General features: G+C 64.5%; 24 protein-coding genes. 12 read left to right on the forward strand and 12 right to left on the reverse strand.

The window, feature by feature from the left end; all coding sequences use genetic code 11:
* Positions 1 to 2: 2 nt before the first annotated feature.
* From ISS97_RS03215 to ISS97_RS03255, 9 genes are all read right to left on the reverse strand, one after another.
* On the reverse strand, positions 3 to 647 hold the full coding sequence (locus ISS97_RS03215) for a LysE family translocator (protein WP_379984911.1): 645 nt from the start codon (positions 645 to 647) through the stop codon (positions 3 to 5).
* Positions 647 to 1,237, reverse strand: a complete 591-nt coding sequence (locus ISS97_RS03220; RefSeq protein WP_379984912.1) for a 1-acyl-sn-glycerol-3-phosphate acyltransferase — start codon at positions 1,235 to 1,237, stop codon at positions 647 to 649. The genes ISS97_RS03215 and ISS97_RS03220 overlap by 1 nt, the downstream gene beginning before the upstream one ends.
* Positions 1,234 to 1,656, reverse strand: coding sequence for an alternative ribosome rescue aminoacyl-tRNA hydrolase ArfB (arfB, locus tag ISS97_RS03225; protein ID WP_379984913.1), 423 nt, complete (start codon positions 1,654 to 1,656; stop codon positions 1,234 to 1,236). Before arfB ends, ISS97_RS03220 begins: the two co-directional genes overlap by 4 nt.
* 45 nt (positions 1,657 to 1,701) lie before the next feature.
* Positions 1,702 to 2,451: a pseudouridine synthase gene (locus ISS97_RS03230; protein ID WP_379984914.1), complete on the reverse strand. Its 750-nt coding sequence runs from the start codon at positions 2,449 to 2,451 to the stop codon at positions 1,702 to 1,704.
* 19 nt (positions 2,452 to 2,470) lie between these two features.
* Positions 2,471 to 4,114: a ubiquinone biosynthesis regulatory protein kinase UbiB gene (ubiB, locus tag ISS97_RS03235; RefSeq protein WP_379985011.1), complete on the reverse strand. Its 1,644-nt coding sequence runs from the start codon at positions 4,112 to 4,114 to the stop codon at positions 2,471 to 2,473.
* A gap of 5 nt (positions 4,115 to 4,119) precedes the next feature.
* The gene (locus ISS97_RS03240) at positions 4,120 to 4,770 is read right to left on the reverse strand and encodes a ubiquinone biosynthesis accessory factor UbiJ (RefSeq protein ID WP_379984915.1); all 651 of its coding nucleotides are present in this window, start codon (positions 4,768 to 4,770) and stop codon (positions 4,120 to 4,122) included.
* Positions 4,771 to 4,827: 57 nt separating this feature from the next.
* A complete protein-coding gene (locus ISS97_RS03245; RefSeq protein ID WP_379984916.1) occupies positions 4,828 to 5,499 on the reverse strand; it encodes a M23 family metallopeptidase in 672 nt (223 codons plus the stop codon).
* A 188-nt stretch (positions 5,500 to 5,687) separates the two neighbouring features.
* On the reverse strand, positions 5,688 to 6,152 hold the full coding sequence (trmL, locus tag ISS97_RS03250) for a tRNA (uridine(34)/cytosine(34)/5-carboxymethylaminomethyluridine(34)-2'-O)-methyltransferase TrmL (protein WP_379984917.1): 465 nt from the start codon (positions 6,150 to 6,152) through the stop codon (positions 5,688 to 5,690).
* Between the two features lie 51 nt (positions 6,153 to 6,203).
* Entirely contained in the window at positions 6,204 to 6,407 is a 204-nt protein-coding gene (locus ISS97_RS03255) for a hypothetical protein (protein WP_379984918.1), read from the reverse strand.
* Positions 6,408 to 6,659: 252 nt separating this feature from the next.
* On the opposite strand from ISS97_RS03255, the gene ISS97_RS03260 reads away from it, so the two are divergent.
* The 6 genes from ISS97_RS03260 (at position 6,660) to ISS97_RS03285 (ending at position 14,105) form a co-directional block, all read left to right on the forward strand.
* Positions 6,660 to 9,539: a M16 family metallopeptidase gene (locus ISS97_RS03260; RefSeq protein ID WP_379984919.1), complete on the forward strand. Its 2,880-nt coding sequence runs from the start codon at positions 6,660 to 6,662 to the stop codon at positions 9,537 to 9,539.
* 128 nt (positions 9,540 to 9,667) lie between these two features.
* Positions 9,668 to 10,072, forward strand: a complete 405-nt coding sequence (locus ISS97_RS03265; protein WP_379984920.1) for a DUF4156 domain-containing protein — start codon at positions 9,668 to 9,670, stop codon at positions 10,070 to 10,072.
* Positions 10,073 to 10,230: 158 nt separating this feature from the next.
* Entirely contained in the window at positions 10,231 to 10,725 is a 495-nt protein-coding gene (locus tag ISS97_RS03270) for a MarR family transcriptional regulator (RefSeq protein WP_379984921.1), read from the forward strand.
* 5 nt (positions 10,726 to 10,730) lie between these two features.
* Positions 10,731 to 12,860 (forward strand): FUSC family protein, encoded by a 2,130-nt coding sequence (locus tag ISS97_RS03275; RefSeq protein WP_379984923.1) that lies wholly within the window; start codon positions 10,731 to 10,733, stop codon positions 12,858 to 12,860.
* Positions 12,850 to 13,050, forward strand: coding sequence for a DUF1656 domain-containing protein (locus ISS97_RS03280; protein WP_379984924.1), 201 nt, complete (start codon positions 12,850 to 12,852; stop codon positions 13,048 to 13,050). The genes ISS97_RS03275 and ISS97_RS03280 overlap by 11 nt, the downstream gene beginning before the upstream one ends.
* Positions 13,051 to 13,088: 38 nt before the next feature.
* On the forward strand, positions 13,089 to 14,105 hold the full coding sequence (locus tag ISS97_RS03285; protein ID WP_379984925.1) for a biotin/lipoyl-binding protein: 1,017 nt from the start codon (positions 13,089 to 13,091) through the stop codon (positions 14,103 to 14,105).
* Positions 14,106 to 14,234: 129 nt separating this feature from the next.
* On the opposite strand, the gene ISS97_RS03290 is transcribed toward ISS97_RS03285, so the two are convergent.
* Both ISS97_RS03290 and ISS97_RS03295 read right to left on the reverse strand, forming a co-directional pair.
* On the reverse strand, positions 14,235 to 14,846 hold the full coding sequence (locus ISS97_RS03290; RefSeq protein ID WP_379984926.1) for a GNAT family N-acetyltransferase: 612 nt from the start codon (positions 14,844 to 14,846) through the stop codon (positions 14,235 to 14,237).
* Positions 14,847 to 14,869: 23 nt separating this feature from the next.
* On the reverse strand, positions 14,870 to 15,076 hold the full coding sequence (locus ISS97_RS03295) for a YdcH family protein (RefSeq protein WP_379985012.1): 207 nt from the start codon (positions 15,074 to 15,076) through the stop codon (positions 14,870 to 14,872).
* Positions 15,077 to 15,189: 113 nt separating this feature from the next.
* Between ISS97_RS03295 and ttcA the strand changes: the two genes are divergently transcribed.
* Positions 15,190 to 16,053 (forward strand): tRNA 2-thiocytidine(32) synthetase TtcA, encoded by an 864-nt coding sequence (ttcA, locus tag ISS97_RS03300; RefSeq protein ID WP_379984927.1) that lies wholly within the window; start codon positions 15,190 to 15,192, stop codon positions 16,051 to 16,053.
* Positions 16,054 to 16,100: 47 nt separating this feature from the next.
* Positions 16,101 to 17,303: an amino acid aminotransferase gene (locus ISS97_RS03305; protein ID WP_379984928.1), complete on the forward strand. Its 1,203-nt coding sequence runs from the start codon at positions 16,101 to 16,103 to the stop codon at positions 17,301 to 17,303.
* A 208-nt stretch (positions 17,304 to 17,511) separates the two neighbouring features.
* Here ISS97_RS03305 and ISS97_RS03310 read toward each other — a convergent pair whose 3' ends face one another.
* Positions 17,512 to 20,550, reverse strand: a complete 3,039-nt coding sequence (locus ISS97_RS03310; RefSeq protein WP_379984929.1) for a TonB-dependent receptor — start codon at positions 20,548 to 20,550, stop codon at positions 17,512 to 17,514.
* 443 nt (positions 20,551 to 20,993) lie between these two features.
* Here ISS97_RS03310 and ISS97_RS03315 point away from each other — a divergent pair, with 443 nt between their 5' ends.
* From ISS97_RS03315 to ISS97_RS03330, 4 genes are all read left to right on the forward strand, one after another.
* Positions 20,994 to 21,911: a recombination-associated protein RdgC gene (locus ISS97_RS03315; protein ID WP_379984930.1), complete on the forward strand. Its 918-nt coding sequence runs from the start codon at positions 20,994 to 20,996 to the stop codon at positions 21,909 to 21,911.
* Positions 21,912 to 22,383: 472 nt separating this feature from the next.
* Positions 22,384 to 23,154, forward strand: coding sequence for a M48 family metallopeptidase (locus ISS97_RS03320; protein WP_379984931.1), 771 nt, complete (start codon positions 22,384 to 22,386; stop codon positions 23,152 to 23,154).
* A gap of 75 nt (positions 23,155 to 23,229) precedes the next feature.
* On the forward strand, positions 23,230 to 23,559 hold the full coding sequence (locus ISS97_RS03325; protein ID WP_379984932.1) for a YkgJ family cysteine cluster protein: 330 nt from the start codon (positions 23,230 to 23,232) through the stop codon (positions 23,557 to 23,559).
* A 96-nt stretch (positions 23,560 to 23,655) separates the two neighbouring features.
* Entirely contained in the window at positions 23,656 to 24,420 is a 765-nt protein-coding gene (locus tag ISS97_RS03330; protein WP_379984933.1) for a class I SAM-dependent methyltransferase, read from the forward strand.
* Positions 24,421 to 24,426 lie beyond the last annotated feature (6 nt).

Raw genomic sequence — 24,426 nt, forward strand, 5'->3', positions numbered from 1 at the left:
AACTAGGGCTGACGCTGAAGTGCGAGCTTGACGCCAAAGCCGAGCAACACCGTGCCGCACACACGATCCATCCACTGCCCGAAACGCGGGCGCGTTGTCAGCAAACGATGGATATGCCCGCCCAGCAAGGCCAGCATCATCGACCAGGTGGTGCCGGTACCGATGAAGCTCAGGCCAAGCACCAGCAGGCCAAGCTGTGGGTGTGGTGCCTGCATCGACACGAACTGCGGCAGAAAGGCGAGAAAGAACAGCGCCACCTTGGGATTGAGCACATTCGTCAGCATGCCCTGGCGGAAAGCGGCGGCGAGACCTTGTCCGCGCGTTACGGTCGGCTTCCGTGTCGTGGCGCGCGAGAACAACATGCGCAGACCGATCCACACCAGGTAGGCCGCACCGAGATACTTCAACACGCTGAAGGCGATGGCCGACGTCATCAGGATCGCCGAGATGCCCAGCACAGCCGCCAGCGTATGCACGATGCACCCGGCATTGATACCCAGCGCCGCCGCCATGCCTACGGCGCGACCTTCGCGTCCGCTACGGGTAAGGATGTAGAACGTATCCAGCCCCGGCGTCATGTTGAGTGCGATGCAGGCGAGCAGGAAAGCGTCGAAATGCTGGATGCCGAGCGTGGTCATTTCATCCATTACGCATTGCGGTGCTTGCCGCGGTAGGGTGCGAACATCGCGCGGATCTGCACCATGTCCGCTTCATGATCATCAGTGACGCGCACCACAGGGCCAAGCGTGAAGGTCTTGGTCGGGTAATCGAGAAACAGCGTCTGGATCGGCACGTTCGCATCGTGCGCGATGCGCAGAAAACCGGACTTCCAATGCGTCACCTTCTTGCGTGTACCTTCCGGCGTAATGCCCAGCCACATCCGCTCACGCTCGGCGAAACGCGCCACCATCTGGTCGACCACGTTGAGCGCGGCCTTGCGGTTGATCGGGATCATGCCGATCGGGCGCAGGATGATGCCCAGTGGCCCGTCGAGCACTTCGCGCTTGATCATGATGTTGATGTCCACGCCCAGGCCGATCTTCATCAGCAGGCCCCACACGCCATCCCAGTATGAGGAGTGCGGCGCGCCAATCAGGATCAGCTTGGGTACGTCCGGCAGCTCGCCGACCAGGCGCCAGCCGGACAGGCGCAGCAGGCTGCGCGCCAGCCATGGCCAGAAACGGCTGTTGAGCCGGGGGGCCGACGGCGGTGCAGGCGGCAGGATGGCTTGGCTCATTCGGAGCTCCATGAACGCGAACGCGACTGCTTGATCTTGCCGCGTTGCTGCTTGCCTGCGAGGCGGCGTTCCTTCGAGGCGCGCGAGGGTTTGGTAGCGACGCGTGCCTTGGGCACCACCAGCGCGGCGCGGATGATCTCGACTAGGCGGTCGCGTGCATCCTCACGATTGCGGCTCTGGTCGCGGAAGCGGCGAGCCTGGATGACCAATACCCCATCGTCGGTCAGACGGCGATCGCGCCTTGCCAGCAGGCGCTCACGTACCGCATCCGGCAGCGATGGGGAATGCGCTACATCGAAGCGCAGCTCTACCGCGCTCTCGGTGCGATTGACGTGCTGCCCGCCTGGACCGTCAGCGCGCAGAAAGCGCTCGGTCAGCTCGGTTTCGGGCAGGACAATGGATCGGCTGACGGTGAGCATGGCGCGCAGTTTAGCGGGGGCGCGGCCTACCGCGCTTGCCCTGGATCACTCAGTAGTCGGCAGGGACCAGCCGAAGCGCTCCAGCAACCCGGTGAACGCTGGGTCCAAAGGCGCTTCGAGCAGCATCGGGGCACCGCTCAACGGATGGCGGAAACGCAGACGCCAGGCATGCAGCAGCATGCGATGGCAGCTGAAATATTGCTTGTACAGCCGATTGTGATCCCCGCGTCCATGCTGGCAGTCGCCGATGATCGGATGATGGACGTGCGCCATATGTTTGCGGATCTGGCGGAACCGCCCCGTTTCCGGCTCGGCCAGCACCAGCGCATAGCGTTGCTGCGGATAACGGCCCAGTGAGATGGGGACTTCCACCGTGGCCAGCCGCCGGTAGCTCGTGCGGGCGTCGCGGCGCGGGCCGGTTTCACGGGAGCCGGGCAGGGCGTAGTCGATCAACGCCTCCTCCGGCTCCGGCCAGCCGCGCACAACCGCGAGGTATTGCTTGTGCACGTCGCGGCCCATGAACTGCTCGCCCAGCGCGGCAGCGATTTCGCTGGAGCGCGCTATCAGCAGCACGCCGCTGGTCGCGCGGTCGAGCCGGTGCGCCAGATAGGTCGTGCCGCCAACCTGCTCGCGCAGCATGTCGATAAGGAATGCTTCTGCATTGCCGACCATCTTGGAGCGATGCACCGCGAGACCCGCGGGCTTGTTCACCGCGATCAGTGCGTCGTCCTGGTACAGGATCTGTAGGGGCGTGCCCTGTGCGTGACCGGAGTGGGTGTCGTCGTGATCGCGCACGGCGTGCGCTCCTGCAAGCTCAGTCACGTCGTCGAGGCCAGCCGACAACGAAGGCCAACACGCCGGCCACGCCCAGGCACAGCGGCGGCCACACGCCGTGTTGCGGCGCCATCGACCACAGCAGCGCCGCGCTAACGACCAGTGCACCGCCAAGCAGGCCGGCAGCGATCACGCGCTGTTGCCGGCGAGATTCCTCGCGCACCTGCGCCAGCGCCAGTGGATCACCCAGCTGCCGTTGCTCGCCGCGCGCCACCTGACGCAAGGCATCGCGAATCAGCTCCGGGAACTGCGGCGCGGCATGGAACCATTCCGGCAAGCGCTTGCGCACCTCGCGCAGCGTGCGGCGCGGGCTGTAGCGTTCGCGCAGGATGCGCTTGAGCACAGGATGCGCCACCGCCCAGATGTCGATCTGCGGATCGAGCATGCGGCCCACGCCCTCGATGTTGAGCAGCGTCTTTTGCAGCAGGATCAACTGCGGCTGTAGCACCAGCTCGAAGCGGCGCGCGGTCTGGAACAGCTTGACCACCAGCTCGGCCAGCGAAATCTGCGACAGCGGGCGGGTGAAGTACGGCTCGCACACCGTGCGCACGGCCGCTTCCAGTTCATCCACCCGCACCGTGCCCGGCATCCAGCCGGCATCAATGTGCAGTTGAGCGATACGCGCATAGTCGCGCTCGAACAGCGCAATGAAATTCTGCGCCAGCCAGTACTGGTCGGCCTCCGGCAGCGAGCCCATGATGCCGAAATCCAGCGCGATGAAGCGTGGGTCGCTCGGCCGGGTCACGTCCACCCAGATGTTGCCGGGATGCGCATCCGCGTGGAAGAAATTGTCGCGGAATACCTGCTCGTAGAACACGCGCACGCCCTTCACCGCGAGCGCCTTGCGATCGATGCCCGCGGCGTCGATCGCAGCAATGTCGTCGCAGCTCACCCCGCTCACACGCTCCAGTGTCAGCACGCGCGCATTGGTCAGTTCCCAATGCACTTCGGGCACATACAGATCGACGCCGCTTTCGAAGTTGCGCCGGAGCAGGCTGGCGCTGGCGCCTTCGCGCTGCAGATCCAGCTCGTTTTCCAGCATCTTTTCGACTTCGGCTACCACGTCGAGCGGCCGGATCTTGTCGGCATTGGGATGCCAGCGCTGGGCCAGCTCGCCCAGCGAATGCAGCAGGCGGATATCGCGCGCGATGCGCGCATCGATACCAGGGCGAAGCACCTTCACCACCATCTCGCGGCCATCGTGCAACACCGCGGCGTGCACCTGTGCAATGGAGGCGGACGCCAGCGGCGTTTCGTCAAAGCGGGCGAACAGTTGGGTGACGGGCTCCTTCAGTTCACGCTCGACGATGGCGCGTGCTTCGCTGCCAGGGAAGGGTGGCACCTGATCCTGCAGCAGCGCGAGTTCGTCGGCGATATCAGCCGGCACCAGGTCGCGGCGGGTCGACAGCACTTGCCCGGCCTTGACGAAGATGGGACCCAGCTCAGTCAGCGCCAGCCGCAGTCGCGCACCGCGCGATAGTTGGCTAACGTCCTCGCGCGGACGCGCCAGGAACGGGCGCAGCAGTTTTAGCGGGCGGAACAGATGCGCGGCGTCCACCAGCTCGTCGAGCCGATAGGCCAGCAGCACCGAGGCGACGCGCAGTACGCGCGGCACAACTTTCAGTGGCGTCACGCGGCGTTTCCTTTCAGCTTCTGCTCGAGCCGTGCCAGGCGGGATTCCAGGCGCTCGCTGCGTTCGCGCAGAGTGTCGACGCCGTCGAGGAAACCTTCCACTTCACCCGGCGCCATGGCTACGCGCGCTTCCTCGCGCAGCCAGTCGGCGGCGTCTTCTGTCAGGTGGCTGGCGCTTTCGCGTGCATGAGCCAATCCCTTGCGTACCGCTTTGGCCAGCGGCACGCCCAGCACGTCGCCGAAGCTGCGAGCGAACGCTTCCTCGAAATCCGGCGCGAACTTGCTGGCGAGTTTCTCCAGGCGGCGGGCGAGCTCGGCGTCGCCGGCGATGTCGACCTTGCCGGGCGCGACACCGTCATCATCGCGTTTCAGCAGCATCGCCAGCAGGCTGCCCGGCGTGGCGCTGACGCGCAGATGGCTGTCGTCCTGCGCGGGGCCGACTTTCAGCCGGTTGTCTTCCACGCTGATCGCGAGCGCCAGGTTCGGCCCCTGTAAGTGCAGCTGCACACTGCGCCCATTCAGCGCGGACAGGCGCTGCACGGTGTCGGGATCGAGCGAAAGAATGTGGTTCAGCGCGGTCTCCAGCGCACGGCCTGCGATAACCCGCAGGGGACGCGGCAGGAAAGGGCGGGAAGCGAGATCAGTCATGCCCCGCATTGTAGCGGCAGGCGCTGCGGCTCACTCGCCGATACGAGGCAGCGTGGCTTACAGGCCTGCAAGATAGGGGCTGGGGTCGACCCGCTCGCCGCTGCGGTGCACTTCGAAATGCAGGTGCGAGCCGGTGGAGCGTCCGGTCGAGCCGACCCTGGCGATCGTGTCGCCGGCATGGATGACCTGGCCTGCCTTCACCAGCAACTGCGAGTTGTGCGCATAGAGCGTCCGGTAGCCGTGTTCGTGCTTGATCACCACCACCTTGCCGTAGCTGCGCTGGGTGGTTGAAGTGACCACCACGCCATCGGCGACAGCACGCACCGGCGTCCCCTTCGGCGCGCCGAAATCGATACCCGCGTGGAACGCGCGCTTGCGCTTGAAAGGGTCGGTGCGATGGCCGAACTGCGAGGTGATATGCGCGAGGTCCACCGGCATCAACGTCACGATGGGATCGAGTCCGCCCAGGCCTTCGATCTCCAGCGGCTCACTTGCATCCTCGTGCTCTTCTTCGATCGGTCCTTTCGAGCTGAGCGCGGCCGGGCGGACAGCCAGGATGTCGATGCTGGCCTGTTCGCTCATGGTGGTCGGCTCGCCGTCACTCACTACGGCCATTGCCGGCTGAGTCGAGGCATTTGCGATTGCCAGCGGAATCAGCAGCATGCCGATGCGGAAGAGGCTGGATTGCACAGGGGTAGCGAAGTGAAGCAGGCGTTCGATCAAAGACATGGCGTTCTCCGCGCGCACGCGGCCGGTGCCCGGCATGGCCGGACAGGTGACGGTTCTCGATGAATGAGCTGGGCGGCGCTCCGGTTCCCGGAGGCCAGTGCCGGCCAAAGATCATCCCGGCGCGCTAAGTATTTGAGCCGGAAAGAGCTCGGAGGGCTATGAGAAGAATCTCAAAGGCCGGCCGAATTTCAGGCTGCGCCGGTGAAGCCCAGCTGGCGCCACGCCTCATAGACGGCCACGGCGACGGTATTGGAGAGATTGAGGCTGCGGCTGTCCGGCCGCATCGGCAGGCGCAAGCGCTGCGCTTCGGGAATGGCATCGAGCACGTCGCCCGGCAGGCCGGCAGTCTCGCAGCCGAACAGCAAGGCATCGCCTTCGGCGAAACGCGCATCGACGTGCGCTACCCGCCCCCGCGTGGAGAACGCGAACACTCGCGGGTTGCCGATGCGTTCCAGGCAGCTAGCCAGGTCGTCATGTACCGCCAGCTGCGCGTATTCGTGATAGTCCAGGCCGGCGCGTCGCAGGCGCGCATCGTCGAGCTCGAAGCCCAGCGGCCGGATCAGGTGCAGCGTGGCGCCGGTATTGGCGCACAGGCGGATCACGTTGCCGGTGTTCGGTGGTATCTCGGGGCGGAAAAGAATGACATGCAGCATCGGGCCATTATCAGGGCATCGCGGGCCGATGCGGAGATGGCGTATCGGCGATCAACCACCGATACGCGGGCAAACCACTCCGTCCGGCGGCAGCATGCACTGCGCATGTGCCGCCATCACCACTTGGCCGGCGCTGCCACTGGCGGCCAGGCGAATCGCGTCGGGCGAGGCGGTGACCATTGCGCCCAGGATCAGTCCGCATACCAGCAGGCAGGCAACGAACAGGCCGCGCAACATCAAGGCTTCGAATTTCATGATCATGTCTCCGATGAATGAGTGGGTCCTACATCCCCTCTATGGCAAGCGCCGTGCCAACCCATCTGGTGATCACAAGGTATTGATTTAGCGGAAATTGATGCGGAGGCTTCGTCGCACTTCGCTGTCCGCGGACAGCGGCCGGCGCCGAGCGGACAGTGTCCGGACGCCGCCGTCATCCCTGTCGATGGTCATTTGCGGTTCCCTATCCCGGCCACTAGCCTCGGGGGTTCCGTGAAACAGGAGGTTCCCATGCGCAAACCCCTTGCCATGCTTATTGCCGGGCTGCTGACGTTCGGTGGTGTGGCCGTGGTGCCGGCTATCGCCGTGCCCGCATCCGCCACCCAGACCATTCCCGAGATCGCTTTCACCCGCTTCACCTTGCCCAACGGCCTGACCGTGGTGGTGCACGAAGACCACAAGGCGCCGGTGGTGGCGGTCAGCATCTGGTACCACGTCGGTTCCGGCGACGAACCCAAGGGCAAGACCGGTTTCGCGCATCTGTTCGAGCACCTGATGTTCTCCGGTTCGGAGAACCACAAGGGCACCTACTTCGCGCCGTTCGAACTGGCCGGTGCCACCGACATGAACGGCACCACCTGGTTCGACCGCACCAATTACTTTGAGACGGTGCCGACCACCGCGCTGGACATGGCGCTGTGGATGGAGTCCGACCGCATGGGCCACCTGCTCGGCGCCATCGGCCAGAAGGAACTGGATACCCAGCGCGGTGTAGTGCAGAACGAAAAGCGCCAGGGCGAGAACCGCCCGTATGGCCGCGTGGACCAGAACATCCTCTCCAACACCTATCCGGGCAACCATCCGTACCAGCACGACACCATCGGCTCGATGGCCGACCTGGATGCGGCCTCGCTGGGCGACGTGAAGCAGTGGTTCCACGACTACTACGGCGCCGCCAACACCACCATCGTGCTGGCCGGCGACATCACCGTGGCCCAGGCCAAGGAAAAGGTCGCCAAATATTTCGGCGACATCCCGGCCGGTCCGCCGGTGCCGCGCCAACAGGCGTGGATCACGCCGCTGGAGAAATCCTCGCGCGGCATCCAGCACGACCACGTCTCGCAACCGCGCATCTACCGCACCTGGGTTGTGCCGCAGCTCGGCACCGACGACATGATCTCGCTTGACCTCGCCTCCACCGCGCTCGGCGGCGGCAAGACCTCGCGTCTGTATCAGCGTCTGGTCTATCAGGACAAACTGGTTGATGACGTCTCCGCCAGCGTGGCGCCCTTTGCGCTGGCCAGCCAGTTCCAGATCCAGGCGGACGTGAAGGAGGGCGTGGACCCGGCCAAGGTCGAGGCCGCCATCGCCGACGAGCTGAAGAAGTTCCTCGCCGAAGGCCCGACCCAGGACGAGCTCGATCGCGCCAAGGTGGGCAACCGTGCCTCCTTCGTACGTGGTCTGGAGAAAGTCGGCGGCTTCGGTGGCAAGGCGGTGATCCTGGCCGAAGGTCAGGTTTATCGCGGCGATCCGGGTGCGTACAAGAAAGACCTGGAACGCATCGACACCGCGACCGTCACCAGCGTCAAAGCCGCTGCCGACAAATGGCTGAGCAAGGGCGACTACCTGCTCACCGTGCTGCCCGCAGGCAAGGACTTCAATCCCGAGTCGGAAGACGCCAAGGTGGTGGCACTCAGCGAAACCACTGGCCGTCCGCAGGCCAAGCTGCCGGCCGCGCAGAACTACAGCGTCGGCAAGAACGAAGTCGATCGCGCCAAGGGCGTGCCCGAGGTCAATCAGTTCCCCGACCTGAGCTTCCCCAAGCTGGAGCGCGGCAAGCTGAAGAACGGCATCGAAGTGGTGCTGGCGCAGCGCCACACCATTCCGGTCACGCATGTGCAGCTGCAGTTCGACGCCGGCTACGCCGCCGACCAAGGCCATAAGCTCGGCACCGCCAGCTTCACCAGCACGCTGATGAACGAGAGCACCAAGAGCCTCGATTCGGTGGAGGTGTCCAAGCGCAAGCAGCGTCTTGGCGCCATCACCAGCATCGGCTGTGGCCTGGATACCTGCACGGCGTCGCTCAACGCGCTCAACGATCAGTTGAAACCGTCGCTGGAGCTGTTCGCCGATATCGTGCGCAACCCGGCATTCAAGGCAGATGACATCGAGCGTGTCCGTGGCCAGTGGCTGGCCAACATCGCGCAGGAAAAAACCCAGCCCACCGGCCTGGCTCTGCGTACCTTGCCGCCACTGCTGTATGGCGCGAACCACGCCTATGGCATTCCGTTCACCGGCAGCGGCACGGAAGCCGCGATCAAGTCGCTCACCGCGGCGGATCTCGCCGCGTTCCAGCAGGCCTGGCTGCGCCCGGACAACGTGAAGATACTGGTCGCCGGCGACACTACGTTGTCGCAGATCATTCCGCAGCTCGAGGCGGTGTTCGATGACTGGAAGGCGCCGGCCGCCCCGCTGCCGAAGAAGAACATCGCCACGGTGGCGGCGCAGCCCAAGCCGCGCGTGTTCCTGATCGACCGCCCGGATGCACCGCAGTCGCTGATCCTGGCCGGCTTGCTGGCACCGTCGAGCAAGGCGCCCAACGACCTCGACATCGACGTCGCCAACGGCGCCTTCGGCGGCAGCTTCACCTCGCGCCTCAACATGAATCTGCGCGAGGACAAACGCTGGGCCTACGGCGCAGGCAGCTTCCTGCGTGATGCCCTCGGCCAGCGCCCGTTCCTGATGTTCGCGCCAGTGCAGACCGACAAGACGGCCGAATCCGCCAATGAAGTGCATAAGGAGTCGGTGGCCGTGGTCGGCGACAAGCCGCTGACCCAGCAAGAGGTGGACAAGATCAAGGCCGCCAACATCCGCGGCCTGCCTGGCAGTTTCGAGACCACCTCGGCGGTGCTCAGCGCGGTCAGCGAGATCGTGCAGTACGGACGTCCCGACGATTACGTGCAGACACTCAAGCAGCGCACCGAAGCCGTCGGGCAGCCGTCGGCGGAAGCGGCGATCAAGGAGATCGTCCATCCGCAGGCGCTGACCTGGGTGATCGTGGGTGATCTGAAGAAGATCGAGCAGCCCGTGCGCGCGTTGAAGCTTGGCGAGGTGCAAGTGATCGACGCCGACGGCAAGCCGGTCAAGGCGAAGGCGAAGTCCGGCAAATAGCAGGGCGGCAGGCGCGGCATCGCGCCTGTTCAGCTGTGCTTGGGTTGTCGATGCATCCTCACGCTAGGATGTGGGCCGGGCAGGGAACTGCCCGGCTTTTCTTTATGGCTGATATTCCGGAGTGACTCATGCGCAAGACCCTGCTGCTGCTCGTTCCCATCGCGCTGCTCGGCGCCTGCACCTGGGGCATCACCCTCGACGATGCGGCCAAGAACGTACGCACCGCCTGGAGCGGCGACGTGTCCTCCTGCAAGGATCTGGGCAAGGTCACCGTCTCGGTGATGAACCGCGTAGGCCCGGTCAACCGCAATGACATCAAGGTGCGCGACGAGCTGGAAGTGATGGCCCGCAACGAAGCGGCCAAGATGCACGCCGACACCATCAAGCCACTGGCCGAGCCCTCAGAAGGCTCGCAGCCGTGGGGCGCCTACCAGTGCGGCGCCAACCGGCCGGCGCCGAGCCACCAGCCACCGCCGCCGGCAGGGCAGTCGGCCACGCCGGGGAATGCGGAGACCTTTCCCGTAAAGGGCTGATGCCCGCGTCGGCAGGCCATTCACGCATCCAGGCAAAGCGCCCCGCGAGGGGCGCTTTCTTTTTGCGCGCTTGCGAACATGCTTCGATCGGCATAATATTCACAAATTGATTGTACATTTATGTACTAAATGTGCGGTCACCACCCGGGCCCATTCCCATGAACAGCTTCCTCCCGACCGAACAGCGACTGGCGATCACCTGCCGGCAATACCCGGCCTTTCCGCGCGATCCGGCGGTGCTGGTGCGCCTGGTCAAGCACATCTACAAGCGCGTGCACGACGACGCCAACGCCATGCTCAAGCCCTGGGGCATCAACCACCCCGAGTACAACATTCTGATGATGCTGTACGGCACCGAGGGCTACACCCTCAACCCGTCGCAGCTGGCCGACGCGGCCGGCGAGAAGTCGGCCAACATCACGCGGCTTACTAATGAGCTATGCGATAAGCGCCTGATCGAGCGCACGGCCAGCGACGAAGATCGCCGCAAGGTCACGCTCACGCTGACGGCGGAGGGGTTGGCGATGATCGAAGGCTTCCTGCCCGATGTCTGCGCCCTGCTGGAGCGACAGGCCGGCGGCCTGCAGCCGCGCGAATCGGCGCAGCTCGAAAAACTGCTCAAGAAATTCCTCGATCACCTCGACCAGGCCTGAGTCGCATGTCCGCCGTGACGCAAGCATCTCCGGCATCCGCACCGCGCTGGCCATGGCTGGCGCCGTTCGTAGCGGAAGAGCGTGTCGCGTGGATCTTCGTCGCCAAGACCGTGCTGGCGATGTACGTCACGTGCTGGCTGGCGATGCTGTTCCAGCTCGAGCAGCCGGCCACAGCCATGATTACCGTCTCCATCGTCATGCATCCGCAGAGCGGCATGGTGCTGGCGAAGAGCTTCTATCGCGCCCTGGGCACGCTGGCCGGCAGCCTGTTCGGGCTGACGCTGATGAGCCTATTTCCGCAACAGCGCGAACTGTTCCTGCTCAGCCTGTCGCTGTGGGTGGCGCTGTGCGCCGGCGGCGCCACGCTGTATCGCAACTTTGCCGCGTATGGCTTCGTTCTCGCAGGCTATACGGCCGCCATCGTCACGCTGCCGGCGGTGAGCAATCCGCTGGCGGTGTTCGACTCGGCCGTGATGCGCGTGAGCGAAGTGCTGCTCGGCATCATCGTCTCCGGTGTGATCAGTGACGTCGTGCTGCCCGAACGGCTGCGCCTGTTACTGCGGCGGAGCGCGCGCGAACATTTCGCGCATTTCATCGACTTCGCCCGCGGCAGCACCGGCGGCAGCATTCCCCGTCGCGAGATGGAGCAGGCGCACATGCGCTTCGTGCGCGCCGCCGTACAGCTGGAAGACCTGCGTGCATCGGTGATCTTCGAAGATCCGGAAGCGCGCGCCCGCAGCAGTCGCATGCGCCTGCTCAACCAGCGCTATATGGCGGCGTCGACCAGCTTCCAGTCCGTGCATCACCTGATCAACCGCCTGCAGCGCGGGGGGCACGACAACGTAGCCGCCGCGTTGATCGCGCTCTACGCGCCCATCGGCGAAGCGCTCTCGCCGGAACCGGCGCTGCAACAGGACCCCGCCGCGCTTGCGCCGCGCTTGCAAGCTTGCGAAGAAGTGCTGCCCTCACTGGCGGCGAATCTGCGTGCGAATCTGCCGCAAAACACTTGGCTGGAATTCGACACTGGCGCCAACCTGTTGCGCCGCTTTGCCAGCGAAATGCGTGATTTCACCTCGCTCGAAGGCTCGCTGCGCGCTGGCAATCTGAGTGGCAGCGTGGAGACGGTGCATTTCCGTCGCGGCAACGACTATCTGGGCGCCGGCGTCAGCGTCCTGCGCACCTTCCTCACCATGGCCGCGCTAAGCGTGTTCTGGCTGATGAGCGGCTGGCCATTCGGCTCCAGCGCGATGCTGCTGGCGACCATCTTCAGCGGCCTGTTCGGCGCGTCGGCGCATCCGATGACAGGCATCGTCAACACCTTGATCGGCTATGCCTCCGGCATGCTCGCGGGTTACGTCGTCACCTTCTGGCTGCTGCCCGGCGGCGACGGCTTCGTCATGCTGATCATCGCCACGCTGCCGTTCTTGCTGATCGGCCCTTATCTCACCACGCGCAACACGCTGCCGGGCGTGGGGGCGGGTTACACGCTGGGTTACGTGTACATCCTCGCCTTGAAGAACCCGATGGTGTACGACCCCACCCATTTCCTCAATGACGCGATTGCGCAGGTCGTGGGTCTCGGCCTGACCGCCGTGGCGTTTGTGTTCGTGCCGGCGGTGACTGGCTCCGGCTGGCAGCGCCGCCGTCAGCTGGTGCAATTGCGCCGGCAGGTGGTGCAGGCCGCCACCGCGCCGCTGGAAGGTTTGCTCTATCGCTTCGAGAGCGTCAATCGTGACATCTTCCAGCAGGTGGTCGCCTATACCCGCCCGGACAGCGACGAGTCGCGCAGTCTGCTGGCATGGGCTCTCTCGGTGCACGAATGCGGTCGCGCGGTCATCGAGCTGCGCCAGGATATGGCCCACACGAATCTGCCAGCGGCCGTTGGCCTGGCGGTGGGCGACGCCGTACAGGCCATTGCGCGGCTGTATCAGCAGCCCGGTGCGGAAGCCTGGCAGCGCGCCGATGCCGCGGTTGATCGCGCCATCGCCAGCACGACACAACACCTCGAACAGGCGCGCGGCAGTTGCCAGTCGACGCTGGCGCATCTGCACCTGCTGCGCAGCGCGCTGCGCGATGACGAATCGGCCATGGCGCCTTACATCCAGCCCATTGCGGAGCCCATCCATGCCTCGTGAAATCGCCCTTGCTGACGCCCTGGTGCCTGGCCTGCTGCTGGTGTTCGCGGCCTGTCTGCTGCTGCTGTGGGTGGTGGATACCGTTGTCGGCCGCTTCGGCCTCTATCGCTTCGTATGGCATCCGCCGCTGTTCCGGCTTGCCTTGTTTGTCTGCATGTTCGGCGCCGCCGGACTATGGCTGTTCCATTGAATTACGCCCCACTGAGCCGCGCTCACTGAGTCACGATCATGAAGATCCAATCACTGCTCCGTTTTATCGTCACCGCCGTTGTCGTCGTAGCTGCGCTGTTGCTCGGCCACGCGCTATGGCGTCACTACATGTACTCGCCGTGGACCCGCGACGGCCGCGTGCGCGCCGAAGTCGTGCGCATTGCGCCGGATGTATCCGGCCTGGTTACCCGCGTCGCGGTGGTCGATAACCAGCTGGTCAAGAAGGGCGATCTGCTGTTCGCCATCGACCAGGAACGTTTCCAGAACGCCGTCGCCCAGGCGGAGGCCAATCTCTCTGCCTCCGAGGCGAGTGCGCGTGCCGCCGGCGCCAACATCAATGCCGCGCTGGCCAGCGCCGCAGCGCGCAAGGCCGACTACGACATGCTCGCCCAGCAGGCACAGCGCCGCCAGAAACTCGGCGACGTGGTGTCGATGGAAGTGCGCACCGATGCGATGTCCTCGGCCAATGCCGCTCGCGCCACCTGGCAGCAGGCCCAGGCCGGCGGCAATCAGGCCAGTGCCTCGAAGCAGCAGGCCGAAGCCGCAGTGGAACAGGCGCAGGTTGCGCTCGATCGCGCCAAGCTTGATCTGCAACGCACGGAAGTGCGTGCGCCGGTCGACGGCTACGTCACCAATCTCGATGTGCGCGTGGGCGACTACGCCGCCACCGGCAGCCCGCGTCTCGCGCTGATCGACAGCCACAGCTACTACATCTACGGCTACTTCGAAGAGACCAAGCTGCCGCACCTGCGCGTGGGCGATCCGGTAACGATCCGCCTGATGGCGGGTGGCGTACACCTCAAAGGCCAGATCACCGGCGTCGCACGCGGCATTACCGACCGCGACAACCCCACCGGCAGCGACCTGCTCGCCGACGTCAATCCCACCTTCAATTGGGTGCGTTTGGCGCAGCGCGTACCGGTGCGTATAGCCATCGATACGTCCGATCTGCCGGCCGACGTCGTGCTGGCGGCCGGCATGACGGCGTCGATCGAAGTGCAGCCGCGCGACGACGGCCGCAAACAAGTGAATTGATGCACTGGTAGGAGCGCACCCTGTGCGCGAAGCGACCCGTCAGGGTCGCGGTTCTCCAATGGCGGCCCTGCTAACGCAGGGCTTTCGCGCACAGGGTGCGCTCCTACAGGTTTGTGCTACAGCGCGCGATCAGTCCGACTGTCGCAACGCGCCGAGGCGCTCCAGGCGCATCCCCAGCCAGCGCGATACATCCGGCCACTCCCCGGCAAGGATGCTGTAGCACACCGTGTCACGCAGCGTGCCATCGGGGCGGCGCTTGTGGGCGCGCAATACGCCGTCCTTGATCGCGCCGAGGCGCTCGATGGCGCGCTGCGAATCCTGATTGCGGCCGTCGGTGTGGAACTCCACCGCCACGCAATCCAGTGCCTCGAAGGCGTGCCCGAGCAGCAGGCGCTTGCAGGCGGTATTGAGATGGCTCTTCTGCCAACGCCTGGCGTACCAGGTGTAGCCGATGGCGATGCGCGGCAGCTCCGGCGCGAAGTCGTAATAGCGCGTAGTGCCGACGATCTCGCCACTGGATTTCTCGCGCACCGCGAATGGCAGCATCGCGCCTTTGGCCTGGCCCTCCAGCGCCGCCTCGATATAGGCGGCGGCCTTGCCGGGCGCCGGGGCGCTGGTGAACCACAGGTTCCATAGCTCGCCGTCGGCGGCCGCCGCTTCCAGGGCGAGAGCGTGCTCGGGGCGCAGGGGTTCCAGGGAGACGTAGCCGTCTTCCAGGCGGGTCGGAGCAAGAGCGGGCATGGGGAGTCCGGGGCGGGGACGCGTCAGGCGTCCAGATCGGGGATCAACCTGCTTTCGAGGCGCGCGATGGCGTCCTTAAGCAGCAATTTGCGTTTCTTCATGCGGGTGAGCTGCAGCTCATCGCGGCCCATGGCATGGGCCAGATGTTCGATGGCCACGTCCAGGTCGCGGTGCTCGACGCGCAGTTCGGACAGCAGATGGGCAATCTCGGCGGGATCCTGGACCTGCATGGGCGACGGCGACTGAGGGGGACAGGCCATGAGTGTAACTCCGCCGGCCCCGGGGATGCTCTGAACGGCCGGCCCGTTACAATGGATGGCCTTTCAGCACGATTCATGCCCCCATGTCCGCCCAGCCCGACCCCGCCCGCAAGCAGCAGTACGAAGCCGGCAAGCTGGCCAAACGCCTGCGTCACCAGGTGGGCCAGGCCATCGCCGACTTCAACATGATCGAGGACGGCGACAAGGTGATGGTGTGCCTGTCCGGCGGCAAGGATTCCTACACCTTGCTGGACATGCTGCTCTCGCTGCAGGCCAAGGCGCCGGTGCGCTTCGAGCTGATCGCGGTGAATCTGGACCAGAAGCAGCCGGGCTTTCCCGAGCATGTGCTGCCCGAATACCTGACCGCGCGCGGCGTGCCGTTCCACATCATCGAGCAGGATACGTACAGCACCGTCACCCGGGTCATCCCCGAGGGCAAGACCATGTGCAGCCTGTGCTCGCGCCTGCGGCGCGGTGCGCTGTATCAGTGGGCGGCGGAAAACGGCGTCATCAAGATCGCGCTGGGGCATCACCGCGAGGACATCCTCGGCACCTTTTTTCTCAACCTGTTCTATCAGGCGCAACTCAAGGCGATGCCGCCCAAGCTGCGTTCGGACGATGGCCGCCATGTAGTGATTCGTCCGTTGGCGTATTGCAAGGAAAGCGATATAGCCGTCTATGCCGAGCAGCGCCAATTTCCCATCATTCCCTGCAACCTGTGCGGCTCGCAGGAAAACCTGCAGCGCAAGGCGGTCAAGCGCATGCTGGAGGATTGGGAGAAACAGCAGCCGGGCCGCAGTGAAAATATCTTCCGCGCGCTCGGATCTGTGGCACCCTCACAGCTCGCCGATCGCAAACTGTTCGACTTCGTTTCGCTCGGCGCGCGCGAAGGCGCCACTCGCGCCGACGCACACGACTGGCTCGCTGGCGCGCCGGACGAATCGTAACCACTCACTTGCTACTCCACCTTCCACTAACCCCAACGAGTAACGCCGTGTCTCACTTTGCATCCGTTGAAATGACCCCGGGCGATCCGATCCTGGGACTCACCGAGGCCTATCTGGCCGATACGCGTCCGGGCAAGGTCAACCTGGGCGTGGGCATCTACTACGACGAACAGGGCCGCATCCCGCTGTTGCGCGCTGTGCGCGAAGTGGAGCAGGCGCTGGCACTGGAAGCCAAACCGCGCGGCTATCTGCCGATCGACGGCCTGCCGGCTTACACCCAGGCCACCCAGAAGCTGGTGTTCGGCGCCGACTCGCCGCTGCTCGCGGCCGGCCGCGTCGCCACCTCGCAGACCATCGGCGGCAGCGGTGCGCTGCGCATCGGCGCCGACCTGCTGAAGAAAGTGCTGCCCAAGGCCAAGATCGCCATCAGCAACCCGAGCTGGGAAAACCATCGCGTGGTGTTCAGTGCGGCCGGTTTCGACGTGGTCGATTACGCCTACTACGACGCCGCCACGCACGGTCTGGATTTCGCCGGCATGCTCGCCGACCTTGGCAAGCTGGAGCCGGGCACCGTGGTGCTGCTGCATGCCTGCTGCCATAACCCGACCGGCGTGGATCTCACCGCTGAGCAGTGGAAGCAGGTGGTCGCACTGGTGAAGGACCACAACCTGCTGCCCTTCGTCGACATGGCCTATCAGGGCTTTGACAAGGGCATCGACACGGACGCGACGGCGGTGCGCCTGTTCGCCGAATCGGGCATCGAGTCGTTCGTGGTGGCCAACTCCTACTCCAAGTCGTTCTCGCTGTATGGCGAGCGCGTGGGCGCACTGTCCGTAGTGGGTGCCAGCCGTGAGGAAGCGCTGCGCGTGCAGTCGCTGGTCAAGCGCACCATCCGCTCCAACTACTCCAGCCCTTCCACGCACGGCGGTGCGCTGGTGGCCGGTGTGCTCAACAGTGTCGAGCTGCGCGCCATGTGGGAGCAGGAGCTCACCGAGATGCGCGAACGCATCCATGCGATGCGCGCCGGCATGGTGCAGAAGCTGGCCGCGAGCGGATCGCCGCAGTTCGGTTTTATCCAGCAGCAGGCGGGCATGTTCTCGTATTCGGGTCTGAGCAAGGCGCAGGTGGACAAGCTGCGCGAGGACTATGCGATCTACGCCATCGGCACCGGCCGCATCTGCGTAGCCGCGCTGAATCACGCCAACCTCGATACGGTGGTCTCTGCCGTAGCGGCGGTCAGCAAAGCCTGATCGGTTGCGATAAGCGTCAAGAAAAAGGGCGGCCATGGGCCGCCCTTTTTTATTTTGACAGGTAGCCACAAGGGCTTACCCCTCCCCAACCCTCCCCTGCAAGCAGGGGAGGGGGCACGGTATAGCAAGCTCTTAGCTCCTCCCCCTGCTTGCAGGGGGAGGTTGGGAGGGGGTGAGCCCTTGAGACACGCTCTCCCAATCGTAGATCTCAGTAGTCGTAACTCACACTCAAGCGCACATACCGCGGCAGCTGCCGCGACGTCGGCGTTCCATACAGCGGATTAGCCTTGTTCGGCGACGACTCCGCGTTCGGGAAAATCCCGATCACGCGCTGCTCGTTGAGCACGTTGAACACGTTCGCGTTGATAGCCAATCGGCTCGCGGCGAATGCCGGGCGATAGCTCACACCCAGGTCGACCTGCCGGACCCACGGCAGGCGGCCGTGGCTGCCGGGCGGCGACGGTTCGCCAAGGCAGTAGTGATAGCTGTTGCCGTAGCCGGCTGGGTCGGCGTGAGTGGGACCGTAGTAGCCCAGGCAGGGTTTGGGGGCGCCGGAGATCAGGCTGAGGTTGGCCGAGGCCAGCCACTCGGGTGTGATCTGGTAGTAACCGAACAACTTAATCTGATGTTTGTGGTCGTTGTTCTGCACACCATTGGTGTATTCCATGATGTACGAGTTGTCCCAGTCCTGCGTGGTCGACACCGCGGTCTGGCCGGTGCCGCGCGACTCGCGATACAGGTCCGAACGCAGCTGGCCTTCGGTGTTGCCGTAACTGCGCGAGAACACGTAGGTGAGCTTGCCGTACCAGCGGCCATCGAACGGGTGCTCGATGAAGCTCTCCAGGCTGTAGTAACGGCGCTTCAGCTGCTCGAAGCCGAATTCCTTGTTGTTGAGCGGCACGTTGACGTAGTGCCCCGAGGTATCCACCAGCGTGAAGGTGTTGGCCTTGCCGGGGTTGAACAGCCAGCAACTCACTGGATTGCTGTCGGTGGTGACGTTGTAGCCAAGCGCTTTTGACTTCGCCAGCACCAGATCGATGTCGCAGTAATCGTCGATCGCATTGCGCAGGATGCGCTGGGTCAGCTTGGCGCCGTAGACCCAGTTCGGACCAGCGGTCTTGGTAAAGCCGAGGATGAACTCGTCCTGGTACTCGGATTTGAGATTCTGCGCCGACACGGTTTTCGGATCAGGCAGGACACCGAAGGCATTGTTGGCCGAGACCGGCCCGGACATCTGGCTGAGTCCGGTCGGCGTGCCGTCTGCCGCGATGCCGCTATAGGTGTAGTACTGCGAGGTGCTGACATAGGCGCCCGCGGCGTTGAGCGACGGGTTCAGCGGCAGGCCCAGGTAGTAGCGGCCAGCATTGCCATACACCTTGAAGCTGGAGTCGCCGTTCACGTCCCACGCAAAGCCCAGGCGCGGCGCCCACTGCGGCTTGTGCTGGGTGATGTAAGCCTTGCCATCGCTGTTGAAATTCTTGAACTGGTCGTTGCGCAGACCGATCGAGACCAGCCAGCGATCGCTCACCTGCCACTTGTCCTCGATGTACTGCGCGCGCTGGCTGGAGCGCACGGTGGCCAGACTGGTGGCGACGTTCTTCACCACGTAGTAGCCCTGCGCGCCGTTCGGGAAGCCGATGGTCGCCGGCACGCCCAGGCCCGTGGAGATCGGCGTGTTCGGATCACCCTGGCCGTAGCTCCAGGAATAACCCGGACCCGACGTAGCCGAACCCTGGTTGATCGCCTTCGTCATCTGGTTGTCGATACCCGCGCTGAGCGTGTGGTTGCCCAGCTTGTAGGTCAGATCGATGCGGGTGCTGTTGGTGCGGTTACTGCGCCCCGGATCGAACAGCGACACGATGGTCTGGCTGTTGCCGCGACCCACGCCGCCGTTGAGCGCGGGGTTCTGGTTGGTCAGCCCGTCCACGTAGGTGAGGCTGGGGTCGTAGCCACCAGGTACGTCGTAAGCGGAGGTCTTCATCTTGCCGTACTGCGCGGTCAGGGTCAGCGCGTCGGTGAGATAGCCGGTGTACTTCGCGGAGTAGGCGTCGCCACCGTTCTTGACGTTGTCATCGGCTCCGATGAATGCGCCTTGCGTGCGATGTGCGTAGTTGTAGCGATAGATCGAACCCGACGTCTTGGCTTTGTCGGAAAGCCCGGTCAGTTCGAGGATGTGATTGTCCGTGATGTTCCAATCCAGCTTGCTGTACCAGCGCGGATCGTTCTGGCGATACTGCACGTAAGGCTTGCCGGAGAGGAAGCCGCTCACCGGATTGACGGTGTTGCCTTCCTGGCGCTCGTACTCGCCGGCGACGAAGAAGAACAACTTGTCCTTGATCAGCGGGCCGCCCGCATAAGCGCTGACTGTCGTGGTCCATTGGCGATCCGCGCTGTCCGGCGCATACAGGTTGCCCGCGGTGGGCGTGGCGGGCAGGCCGTTGGCATAGATGCGGTCGCGTTGGCGCGCGCGGGCGAAGGCTGGCTCCCACAACACCTGCGTGCCGAAGTGCCATTCATTGGTACCGCGCTTGCCAACGACGTTGATCACGCCGCCATCGGAGCGGCCATACATAGCGCTATAGCCGCCGGTGTAGACCTCCTGCTGATCGATCGCACCGTAGGGCAGGCTGAGGCCGCCGAAACCGCGCAACGGATCGGTCGTGTTGAAGCCGTTGACGTAATACGCGTTCTCGCTCGCCGACGAGCCGCCGAAACTCACCAGCGAATTGCCGGTGGGGCCGGTGAAGCTGCCGCCGTTGTTGACCACGCCGGGTGCGAGCAGCGCGATGGCTTCTGAGCTGCGGCCCAGCGGCACCTTAGCCAGCTGGTCGGCGGTAATCACGGTGCGCGAATCCACGCTGGACACGTCGATCGCCGGCAACGCATTGGCGGTGACACTGACACCGGTGAGGTTCTTTGCCGCCTCCGCACTCAGGAAGGACACCTCGGTGCCCGCGCCCAGCTTGATGCTGATGTTGTCGCGCGTTTCCACCGGCTGGCCGCCGCGTTGCAGGCTGACGGTGTAAGTGCCTAGCGGCAATTGCGCGATGCTGTAGCGGCCTTTGTCGTCGAGCGGCACTTCGCGGCTGAGGCCGGTGCTGCTCTTGATCAACACGCTGTCGCCCTGGCCGGAAGCGACCTGGCCGAAGATGCTGCCGGTAGTGGACTGTGCCAGCGCCGTACTCCCCAGGCTCAGCGCGACAGCGAATGCCAGGCTATGCCTGACCCATGTGCTGCGGTTCTTCATGTGATCTTGTTCTCCCCGTGATGGCTCGCCGAAGGGGCTGACGCGGACAGTGACGCACCGCGGCATATCCTGCGGTTTGCGCAAGTGCCTATAAGAGTCGTCAGATGCTTCGTGGAGTCGTCGGAGCGCTACCGTAGGGCCTTTAATGGCACGGTGCGCTCGCAGGAGCATGTCACCGCAACTCGCTCCCTGCGATGCTGCAATGCGGCATGCAAGTCCGTTATAGCGAAATCTTTTTTGGATGTATAGATGTCCAAAACAGTTTCTTGCGAAACGCTTGGATCGCCCGGCACGCCTCCATGCCGGGCGGACGGGGCGGCAATAGCGCGCCCAGGGCATCGCCACTCGCGGTCCGGGGAGGGGCGGGGCATCCGGTATGATGGTCGTTCCGCCGTGCCCGCCCTGCGGACATGGATCGACGTGGACCCGGATAAAAACCATCTATGTTTTTTCGCAATTTGACGCTGTTCCGCTTTTCCCCTGCCGTTGCCGAAGATCTGAACCGTCTCGATGAAGCCCTGGGCGAACACCGCCTGCGGCCGTGCGGCCCGTTGGAGATGGGCACCAAGGGTTTCGTGCCCCCGGTGGGTCGCGGCGAAGAGGCCGCGCTGACGCACGCCGTCAAGGCATGCACCCTGGTCACCGTGGGCAGCGAGGACAAGCTGCTGCCCGCCGCCGTGGTCAACGACGAGCTGCAGCGCAAGGTGCAGAAGATCGCCGAGGAAGAAGGCCGCAAGGTCGGCGGTCGTGAGCGCAAGCGCATCAAGGAAGACCTGCTCACCGAACTGCTGCCACGCGCCTTTGTGCGCAGCTCGCGCCTGTCAGGCTACGTGGACAAGCGCCACGGCTGGCTGGTGCTGGACAGCTCCAGCCGCAAGTCGGCCGAAAACGCCCTGACCCAGATGCGCGAAGCCCTGGGCAGCTTCCCCGCCGTGCCGCTGGCGCCGGAGGAAGGTCCGCGCGTGCTGATGACCGACTGGCTCGCCACCGGCAACCTGCCGGCCGGCCTGGCCCTGGGCGACGAGTGCGAACTGCGCGATCCCGCTACGGCCACCGGCGCCATCGCCCGTTGCCGCCGGCAGGAGCTGGATAGCGAGGAGGTCAAGGAACACTTGCGCAATGGCAAGCAGGTGTTCCAGTTGGGCCTCACCTTCGACGACCGCATGAGCTTCGTGCTGGGCGAGGATCTGGTGGTGCGCAAGCTCAAGTTCCTCGACGTGGTGCTGGACGAAATGGGCGACAGCCACCAGGACGCCGCCGCCGAAATGGACGCCCGCTTCGCCCTGCTGACGCTGGAACTGGAGCGCCTGCTGGGCAAGCTGGAAGAGTGGTTCGGTCTGCCGCGCCCCGCCGACGCCTGATCCGCACCCTGTAGGAGCCCACCCCCGGATCAAGTCCGGGGCAGGCTCTGTGGGCGACCCGGCTCGAGATAGTGCCGGGCTTTGTCCCCGGGCTCGCGCACAGGGTGCGCTCCTACCGGTACCCGGGTGTAATTACCCTTGAGCCGCCTGAACGACACCTCGAAAACGTCGAGGTGTCGCCCGCCAGCCCCCGTCGCTGCTGGTGTGCCGTCCCGCAGCCCGCGCCGCGCCTGATCCGGCCGCGCCAAAGCCAGTCCGCAGGCGGCCTGCCGCGGAAATCCCTATTTTTAAGGCCTTTGGCGATCGCCGCGTCACCGGAAAGTCTTGCTAAGCCTGCATGCTCTCCCCACATTGGCAGGGGGAGAATGGCTGCAGGAAGCACGGGCAGAACCGGCGGACAGCACACGGAAGCACACGGAAGCACACGGATAAGAGCAGGCAGGCAGACAAGCAGTAGCAGTAGGGCGGAATCATGGCGCAGCACCTCGAAGGCGATTGGCTGGAATTGGCGACAGCGAGCGGTAGCACTATTCGTGTGCTGAAGTCCGCGCATCCGCGTGCGCGCCGCTTGCGACTCACCGTGACGCCGAAAGGTGCGCGCGTGTCGTATCCGCATGGCACGCATCCCGCGCAAGTCAGTGCATTCCTGCGCAGTCATGTGGATTGGCTAGAGAAGAAGCTCGACGAACTCAACCTCATCAGCAAACCGCTGCCGCCGTTGCGCGTGGGCTTCGCCACCGAGTTTCCCTTGCGCGGCGAAATCACTTTGCTCGACTGGGCCGAAGGTCCGTATCCCAAAGTCGAGCACTACGACGGCGGTATCACTCTGGTGATCCCGCGTCCGCACACGCGCGCCTTGCCGGTAGCGCGTGGTTTGCTCGCATCGCATTTCGAATCGCTGATGCGTCGCGATGTCTCGCGCTGGATGGCGACCTACGTGCCGCAACTCGGTCTTGCGCCCACCGCGCTCAAGATCCGTCCCATGAAAAGTCTGTGGGGCAGTCTCGATACGCGTGACCGTATCAATCTCGATCTCGCCCTTGCCCTCGCACCACCCGCTGCGCTGCGTTACGTACTGGCGCACGAGCTGTGTCATCTGCGCGTGCGCAGTCATGCGCCGCGTTTCTGGGCGCAAGTCGAAATGCTATTTCCCGATTGGCGCGAGCAGCGCGACTGGTTGCGACAGAACGGCGCGATCTTGAAAGCGGAGCTCGATCGGCTGGTGGCTGACGTCGCGGATTGATCATCGCGCGTCGTTCTTTCGGCGATTGAGACAGCTGGTTCAGGGTGGCAGGGCCAAAAGCAGTCATACTGCCCTGTGAATAGCCTCCCCGATCCCTACGCCGAGCGCGTAGACCCTTCCGTCCATTGCGATCGTTGCGAGGCAGTTTGCTGTCGTCTCACTGTCGTGCTGATGCCCGACGACAACGTCCCCGACTGGTTGATCGACCGCCACACCCACGGCATGGAAACGCTCGCCAAAGGTGACGATGGCTGGTGTGTCGCCGTCGACCGCAACACCTTCCGCTGCACCATCTACGATCAGCGTCCCGCCATCTGCCGCAAGTTCACCATGGGCAGCCCCGGTTGCCGGCACGAGCGCGAGCAATGGTTCGACCGCCCCGCGCCGGCTCTCAAAAGAACATAGCGGGCAACCGCACCCAGGCATCGTCTGTATCTTTTCTCCCTTTGACGAAGTCGGCGCGACACGCATACTCGCCCGACTTCATCCAAGGAGAATTCGATGCGTCCTGTTCTGCTCGCCGTCTTGATCGCCCTCGCGCTGCCCGTCGTTGCGAATGCCCAGACTTCAAAGCCCACGGCATCCAGTGCGATCGCCACCGCCTTGAACGATCCGGCCCGCAAAGCCGATGCCGCCAACGACGAGCGACGCAAGGCAGCCGACATCATCGCCTTCACCGAGATCAAGGCGGGAAGCCGCGTGCTGGATCTGATTCCCGGCGGCGGCTACTTCAGTCGCGCCTTCAGTGCGGTGGTGGGTCCGCAAGGTCACGTCTATGCGGTCTTCCCCGAGGCCTACGAGAAAGCGGAACCGGGCTTTGCCGACAAACTGCGCGAAGTCGCCAAGCAGCCGCACTACGCAAACATCGAAGTCCTGCTGCAGCCCGCCAACCGACTCTCGGTGCCCGCACCGGTCGACATGGTCTTCACCTCGCAGAACTACCACGACTACCCGGACAAGTTCATGGGCAACGTGGATCCGGCCGTGCTCAACAAGCAGGTGTTCGATGCGTTGCGTCCGGGCGGCCTGTTCGTGATCATCGATCACGCTGCCGAGGCAGGTTCGGGCATGCGCGATACCGACACGCTGCATCGCATCGATCCGGCCATCGTCAAAAAGCAGGTTGAAGCGGCCGGGTTCGTGTTCGACGGCGAGTCCAACGTGCTGCGCCATCCTGCCGATACCCGCACGAAGACGGTCTTCGACAAATCCATCCGCGGCCAGACCGACCAGTTCATCTATCGCTTCCGCAAGCCAGCAGCCTGACCGTGC

It is taken from the genome of Dyella koreensis, from assembly GCF_044904565.1.
In the GTDB taxonomy this organism is placed as follows: domain Bacteria; phylum Pseudomonadota; class Gammaproteobacteria; order Xanthomonadales; family Rhodanobacteraceae; genus Dyella_D; species Dyella_D koreensis.